Genomic DNA, 4,967 nt, shown 5'->3' with positions numbered 1-4,967 from the left:
TTAAACCAGTCCAACTTTCGGGGGCCAGTTCACCTCGGATCCCCGCGGGGCTTTTTCTGCCCCTCACCCTTTCACTTTTGCTTTAGGTAAGGGTAAGTTAACTCCCACTATGACCTCGAACCCAGTTACCCTGAACACTCCGACGAACACTTCCGCCTACCGCGCGGCCTTTTCTGACCACCTACTCTTGGCCGCCCCTTCTGAACCGCACCATCGAATCATCCGCGCCACTGTTTATGACGTCAGCGCCCCGGCAGAAAACCTGCAGAGGATTGTCATCCGCTCCCCCGAGCTAGTCGGCTTTCAGCTTTCCGGCCCGGACGAATTCTTTGGCCTCTTTATGCCGGCTAAGCCCGGCGAGAATCTCCATTTACCCCTCCACGGAGGTGGCGCCAATATCCGCGCAAGCGTTACAGCCATGCCGGAGACCCAACGCCCAAATTTACGTTGGTACACCGTACGCTCACTCGATCCCGAGTGCGGACAGATAACTTTCGACGTGGCGACACATGGCGTCAAAAATCCAAAGGATGAGCACGTCGGACCAGGGCTCGCCTGGGCTCTTGCAACTCGTGTTGGCGACCAGGTAGGCATCTGGACATGCCAGGGCCTCTGGCACCGCGCGCAAAGTTCACAAACACTTATCGCAGACCCATCTGCCGTACCTTCCGTTCGCGCCATTTTGGATTACGCGGATGCGTTTGCCCCGGAACAGTTGCGCGACATACACCTCGTAGTGGTCGCCGAGAACCATGGTGACCTCGAGCCATCCCTCGTCGCCGACTGGGAGAGCAAGCTGGGCAGCCTAGAAGTGCTGTTTAGCGCTACAACGGACTTCAGCACGGCAGTGATGTCCCACCTACAGCAACTGGACCGTGCCGAACACCCCGCAACACAGTCGAAGTACGTCTGGGTCGCGGGTGAAGGACAGCTCTGCAAGGAAGTACGGCGCCACGCAATTCACACCTGGGGCCTCAATAGCGAATCCGTGCAGTGGTGCCCCTATTGGTTCCTAGGCAGGGCACGGCCTTAATTAGCCACAATCCCTCGCGGCACAATAATCGGAGCCATACCGCGGGGATCTTCCCACACCTCGGCATTCAGGCCATATGCCTCGCGCAACACATCCACCGTCAGAGCCTCCTTTGGAGAACCCTCGGCGATCTTTTCCCCTTCCTTCATGACGATCATCTCGTCGCTAAAAGCTCCCGCCAGGCCAAGATCATGAAGTACGGTAATCACCGTCTTGCCCTCTTGAGCGAGCTCCCGCACGATACTTAGAATCTCTATCGCATGTGCCGGATCTAGGTAGGTAGTCGGTTCGTCCAACAGCACAATTGGCGTATCCTGCGCCAACACCATCGCCATCCAGACCCGCTGCCGCTGGCCGCCAGAAAGCTCTGCCACGTCGCGGGCAACAAGATGGTCAACCTTCGTCTTCTTCAGCGCCTCGCGCACTTTTTCTTTATCTTCTGATGCCGTCGCTCCCCCACCCCAGAGCGATCGACGATAAGGGTGCCGTCCGCGCTCCACAAGTTCTCCAACGGTCAATCCCGCCGGACACAGCGGGTGTTGTGGCAAAAGCGCAATTAGTTGGGCGGCTTCGCGCGACCGCAAACTATGCACGTCCTTTTTCTCTACAAGAACCCGTCCTTCGGCGGGAGCAAGCAGCCGAGAAAGCGTCTTGAGCAACGTCGACTTGCCACAACCATTGGGGCCTAAGAGCGTGGTGACCTTCCCGGGCTCTGCAGTGAAAGACACGTCCTTAACAATGCTTGGGCCGTCGTTGTAGCCCACGGTGACGTGATCAACTTGAACGTTCATTGAACCATTCCTTTCAGAGTTCCGCGACGGGCCGCCAACCACACAAGCAACACCAACGCGGGGCCACCGATGATGGCGGTAACCAAACCCACAGGGGATGTAAATGGCAGTGCGCCCGCCACGACGGCGCACGCAGCTAATAGAGCAGCGCCTGCAAAAGTAGAGCACAACGGATGGGGCGTGGGCGTTCCGGCCACCAGCTTGGCCAGCTGAGGAGCCAATAGTGCCACGAATCCAATTGGGCCGACAAAGGAAACCACCACCGCGACAATGCCCGTTGCGGCAATGAGCAAAATAGCGCGCACCCTCGTGACATTTACCCCAAGTGTGGACGCGGTGGCGTCATCATGAGAAAGAAGAGGGACATCGCGCGTAACACAGAGGCCTAAAACTACGAAGGGCAACAGGCCCAACACCATAGGAAACAAAGCTTCCATACGCACAAAGCCGGTAGACCCAGCGAGCCAAGTTTGGGCATCCGTGGCACGAGTTAAGTCAGCCCGGAGCAGGAGATACTGCACTAAAGACTGCGTGAGGAAAGACAGTGCCAGGCCGATGACCACTACGCGCTGCGACGTCCCGAAGCCACCGAGTAGAACGAGCAAACCAACGATCACTAGTGCGCCAAGCAAAGCGAGTGCAGCACGCCACCAGAACGTCGGCACCCCCTCACTCCATGCAGGGCGGGTAACTACGGTGCCCGCCACAACCAAAACCGCCGCGCCGCCGGATACACCGAGAATGTCCGGGCTGGCCAGCGGATTGCGGGCCATGGTCTGAGTCCACGCACCTGCCAGCCCTAGAGCCGCGCCGACCAGAACGGTAGCGATTGCTACAGGCAGGCGGAGATCCCACACCACGTTGATTGCTTGCTGTGTGCCCCCACCGGTGAGAACCTCGATGACTTCCATCGGGCTGAGCTTCACCGCTCCTTGCCCCAGGATTAAGCAGTAACAAAGAGCCGCTATGAGGGCGAACCCTGCCGAAGCCGCCAGGACACGTCTGCTTCGTGAACGCTTAATACTACGGATAGACGTCATATCGCTCATATCGTCAGCTCCGAGTCATTCGAGGTCGGTGAACTCTTCTTACGTCGCACCGCCAGAATCATCACTGGGGCACCGACAATAGCTAAGACAATGGACATTTCCAGCTCGTTAGGCTGCAGGACGAAGCGGCCCACAATATCGGCTAGCAACACAGCCGCGCCACCAACAATGCCGGTCGGCAGCAAGAGGCGAGTCAGGGACGGGCCGGTAAACGGGCGTAGTAGGTGTGGCACGGCGAAGCCCACGAATGTCACAAGCCCCACAGTGGCTGTCGCCGAGCCGGCGAGGATGATCACCGCTGCGGCAGCCAACAAGCGGGTTCTCGTGGGCGAGCTGCCAAGGGAACGGGCGGAGTCCTCTCCCATCGCAAGTAGATCCAGCGGGCGTGCTGCAAGCGCACCACATAGAGCACCTAGTGCTAGACCTAAAGCAGCTAAGGCCACGTCTTCCATACCCCGCCCAGCTGTAGAGCCAACGGTCCAGCGGCGGAGCCCTTCCAGGGTGTCGGAAGAATAGAGGCTCAGCATATTCGTGGCCGCTTGCAGGGCGAAGGTAACTCCCACGCCCACGAGTACCAGAGTTAGCGGGTTACGCGATACGCGGGAAATCAACAGCACGATTAAGGCAGCGACGGCCGCCCCGACGAGCCCTACAAGTGTCCGCTCCCCGACCGTCGTTGCCCAGCCCAAGGTCAGTGCCGCAGCGACTGCGAAACTTGCTCCAGCGTTCACGCCGATAATGCCGGGATCTGCCAGGGGGTTGCGGGTCCAGCTCTGAGCAATGGCACCCGCCATAGCCAGGGCTGCGCCTGTGATCACAGCCAAGAGGGTGCGCGGAACGCGCAAGTCCCAAATGATGCCGGATTGCGTAGATGGGTGCGGACCATGCATGAGGATGCTGGTCACTTCGCCAATGGAAAGATCTTTGGAACCCAAGTACAGGGAGGCAAGCAGCAGCAAAGCCAAGCCAACGAGTGCGGCCGAAGTAAGCAAACGCCGGGAAAACACCAAAGAATGTCGAGTTCTTGAAACGGACACTTTCAATTAAATTGCGTCAGAGAACTTGTCGACTGCCCAGGGGATGGTCAATGGGTTCGGCATACTCATTGCATTGCCCACGTTTTCGTCCATCCAGCGGACCTTGCCTTCGCGAACAACGTCCAGCTTTCTGAATGTTGGATCCTTCTTCAAGGTATCGGCGGCACCCTGGTAATCAAGGATGAAGAGGTAATCGACGTTGTTGAGGTCGCTGTAGTTCTCAGGTGCGATGTCGCGGTAGAACTCGCCCCCGTTACCTTCGAGCTCCTTCGGGATCTCGAAGCCCAGACTCTTGATAAACTGCCCGCGACCGTCACCGGAGGTGTACAGGCCGATCTTTCCCTGATAAGGCATGACGATAGCCGCACGCTTGCCTTTGAGCTCAGGGTGCTGCTGTTGGAAATCATCGAAGGCCTTCTGCGTTTCTTCGACGAGTTTGTCGCCTTCTTCTTGCTTGTCTACAGCGCCGGCGATCTGGTTGACCTGATCCCGCCAGGGGATCTGCCAGTCCTTGGCACCGTCTGGCTTAACGGTGGTTGGGGCGATGCCATTAAGCGCCTTCTTCGCCTGCGCGTCTACGGCAGAGTTCACCGCAATGATCTTGTCCGGATCAGCGGCGGAGATCTTCTCCAGGATTTCAGCAGTGAATCCGTTGGCAGTACCGTAAACCACTTCAGGCTTGTTGTCGCCGAGCTTTTCGGTAGCCCATGGGCCGACGCCAGATGCATCAACATCTCCCTCAGCACCCCAGGGCGCTACGAGGACTGGTTGGATGCCTAGAGCGAGCAAGGTATCGCTGTCTCCCAGGCCAACTGCGGCGATGCGCTCGTCCCCGGTGCCCTCATTTTTTGACGCCGCCGCGTCGTCGCCTCGGGAGCAACCAGACAGAACAAGAGTGGATGCTGCCAAGACAGCGGCGGTCTTCAGCGCCGCTCGACGGGTCAGCGAATTGTTTCGAAACATGTGAAAGCCTAACGTGTAAGGAACTCTTTGAGACGCTGTAAAGTACCCGTAGCCCCAAGAGACTGATGGCCTCTTTCGGCTACGGCCAACACAG

Annotated in this window: 5 protein-coding genes; 1 reads left to right on the top strand and 4 read right to left on the bottom strand. The window is 58.3% G+C overall.

Features of this window, described 5'->3' with window-relative positions; genetic code table 11:
- Positions 1–109: 109 nt before the first annotated feature.
- Positions 110–1,033: a siderophore-interacting protein gene (locus Q0U90_RS11415; protein WP_016421889.1), complete on the top strand. Its 924-nt coding sequence runs from the start codon at positions 110–112 to the stop codon at positions 1,031–1,033.
- Here the strand turns inward: Q0U90_RS11415 and Q0U90_RS11410 are convergent.
- From Q0U90_RS11410 to Q0U90_RS11395, 4 genes are read right to left on the bottom strand one after another with little or no spacing between them, the layout of a single operon-like run.
- The gene (locus Q0U90_RS11410; protein WP_016421888.1) at positions 1,030–1,824 is read right to left on the bottom strand and encodes an ABC transporter ATP-binding protein; all 795 of its coding nucleotides are present in this window, start codon (positions 1,822–1,824) and stop codon (positions 1,030–1,032) included. The two genes, Q0U90_RS11415 and Q0U90_RS11410, sit on opposite strands and share 4 nt — an antisense overlap.
- A complete protein-coding gene (locus Q0U90_RS11405) occupies positions 1,821–2,864 on the bottom strand; it encodes an iron ABC transporter permease (protein WP_042389055.1) in 1,044 nt (347 codons plus the stop codon). The genes Q0U90_RS11410 and Q0U90_RS11405 overlap by 4 nt, the downstream gene beginning before the upstream one ends.
- Before the next feature lie 5 nt (positions 2,865–2,869).
- Positions 2,870–3,865 carry an iron ABC transporter permease gene (locus Q0U90_RS11400; RefSeq protein WP_222865141.1) on the bottom strand — a complete coding sequence of 332 codons (996 nt, stop codon included), beginning with the start codon at positions 3,863–3,865 and terminating at the stop codon, positions 2,870–2,872.
- Between the two features lie 51 nt (positions 3,866–3,916).
- Positions 3,917–4,873: an iron-siderophore ABC transporter substrate-binding protein gene (locus Q0U90_RS11395; RefSeq protein WP_297455220.1), complete on the bottom strand. Its 957-nt coding sequence runs from the start codon at positions 4,871–4,873 to the stop codon at positions 3,917–3,919.
- Positions 4,874–4,967: the final 94 nt, after the last annotated feature.

The organism is uncultured Corynebacterium sp. (genome assembly GCF_946998835.1).
Taxonomy (GTDB): domain Bacteria; phylum Actinomycetota; class Actinomycetes; order Mycobacteriales; family Mycobacteriaceae; genus Corynebacterium.
The sequence above is the reverse complement of the archived record's forward strand: the minus strand, read 5'-3'. Positions and strand labels throughout refer to the sequence as shown.

Excerpts from the sequence above, each read along its gene's own strand:
- Q0U90_RS11395 (WP_297455220.1), bottom strand. The coding sequence starts at position 4,873 with ATGTTTCGAAACAATTCGCTGACCCGTCGAGCGGCGCTGAAGACCGCC.
- Q0U90_RS11415 (WP_016421889.1), top strand. The coding sequence starts at position 110 with ATGACCTCGAACCCAGTTACCCTGAACACTCCGACGAACACTTCCGCC.
- Q0U90_RS11410 (WP_016421888.1), bottom strand. The coding sequence starts at position 1,824 with ATGAACGTTCAAGTTGATCACGTCACCGTGGGCTACAACGACGGCCCA.
- Q0U90_RS11405 (WP_042389055.1), bottom strand. The coding sequence starts at position 2,864 with ATGACGTCTATCCGTAGTATTAAGCGTTCACGAAGCAGACGTGTCCTG.